Source organism: Mucilaginibacter pineti (genome assembly GCF_900101875.1).
In the GTDB taxonomy this organism is placed as follows: domain Bacteria; phylum Bacteroidota; class Bacteroidia; order Sphingobacteriales; family Sphingobacteriaceae; genus Mucilaginibacter; species Mucilaginibacter pineti.
On the sequence record NZ_FNAI01000043.1, the window covers coordinates 1 to 2,078 of the forward strand.

1 protein-coding gene is annotated in these 2,078 nt (G+C 42.9%); it reads left to right on the forward strand.

Annotation, left to right across the window (positions count from 1 at the left end):
• Positions 1-346: 346 nt before the first annotated feature.
• A partial coding sequence (locus tag BLS59_RS31045; RefSeq protein ID WP_143014304.1) for a sensor histidine kinase occupies positions 347-2,078 on the forward strand: 1,732 nt, incomplete at its 3' end.

Consider the following 2,078-nt stretch of genomic DNA (forward strand, 5'->3'; position numbering starts at 1 on the left):
TAATTCTTCGATGCTGGTCAATGCCGGGTAACTCGTGACCCGGTAACCGCTACCAAGCAGGAATTGGGCAATCAGGCTTTGGAGTGTTTCATTATCTTCAATCAGGATAATATGTTTCATCATCAACCGAATTTAACAAAAAATGTCTGATTACGTTTAAAATCAATTACCTCTCAGGTCAATGATCGCTTGCGGAAAAATGGCTTTGATGGCCGTAATCGTATTTAATAAATTATCCCGAAGATCAGTTTTTTAATAATTATATTTGCCTGCTGATCAACCAAGTAGTCGGATGTGTAACGACATATACCCTTGGCCAGACTGTCGTGCTAAGAAGTAAAACCTAATGCCAACCCATAAATTCTTATCTGTAATCTTTTTATATTTTGTCCTCACCGGACGGGTGTTGAATCCAACTGTATCTGTTCGTGACAGCTCAACCGCAGGCGAGACGTTTAAAAAGCAAATCCTTGTCGCAAAGGAGAATTATAATAACGGCAATTATACAACATCGATAAGGGATGCAGTTCCGGTTTACCAATATGCGCAGCGGCATCAGGACCAAAGATTATTGGCGGACGCTGGAAATTTGATCGGGTTGATTTACCTGGCACAAAATAACCAGACAGAAGCCATGAAGTATTTCAGGCAGGCAGAGTCAGTAAATAAGGAAATCGGTGACAATGATCATCTCGCCGCCAACTATTTAAATATCAGCCTGGTGCTATGTGACCAAAAGTTGCTGGACAGCGCAATTATTTATGCAACTCGTTGCCTGGTTTTAAGTCAGACTTGCGGGATAAGAAATCTCGCGGTCATGGCCAAAAATCATTTAGGCGATTACTATTTCCGGCAATCGAAAATGGCACTTGCTGAACAGGAATTTATGGCCGTATTAAATGATCCTAACTTTCAAAGCGACTGGGAGAATAGTTTTGCCAGTACGGGATTGTCGCAAATAAGATCTGCACAAAAAAGATTTAAGGAAGCCGCAGGATTTGCGGTCCGCGCGTTCGATTATGCTCAAAAAGCCGGTGCCAAATGGGATGCGGCGCGAGCATTGGATCTGGCTCAACAGGCCGAGTGGGCGATAGGCGACGCCCGGTCTGCCTATCAGCATCTGCGCTTGTTCAAGTTATACAACGATAGCCTTTCCAGCGTTGAAAAAGATAAAGACATCAATAAACTGCTTTTAACCGAAAAGTCGCTGGAGAATGAGCGCCTTTTAGGAAAAACTCAGATCTCCGACCAGAAAAACAAGATCAACCAGCTGATCATCGCTATTATTTCCTTGCTTGTTATTCTTCTCCTCTGTATAGCCGTTGGCGTGTACCGACGTGTTATTTTGGCAAAGCGTGAAAACCAAAAGCTGCAATCTTCCGCTGAGGCTATTCAGCATCAAAACAAATCCATTGAAAAACAAAATGAAGGGCTTCATAAATTAAACGAGGATAAAAATCAACTCTTCTCTATTATCAGCCATGATCTTCGAAGCCCGTTTGCAGCGATGCAAAGCACGCTCAGTCTTTTTAAAAGCGGTGATTTAGACAATGAAGAAATGCTGGTCGTAACAGCGGCATTAGAAGAACAAGTTGGCGCATCGGCTCATATGCTGGATGACTTATTATTATGGGCAAGTAATCAATTAAGTGGTATAGCACGTAAGGAAGTTGAGATAGATCTGGTGGCCAAAGTTGCCAAAATAACCGGTGTCTTGACTGCGGTTGCCAAGCGCAAGCAGGTCACACTAACTCATCAAGATCACACATCTGCTCTGATCAAAGGCGATGCGGATCAGATCAGGATCATGATCCAAAATTTGGTCAGTAATGCTATTAAATTTACCCCTGAAGGGGGTCAGGTCGTTATACGTTACCTACAACATGATGACACCATCGATCTCATTATCGAAGATAATGGAGTAGGTATAGCTCCTGAAGTATTAACGGACCTGTTATCTGGTAGCGGCAAGTTAACATCTACTTATGGCACAGCAAAAGAAAAAGGCGTAGGGTTAGGCATGCAACTGGTGAAAGATTTCGCAGCACAAAACGGAGTGGGAGTAGCCGCTAAAAGTA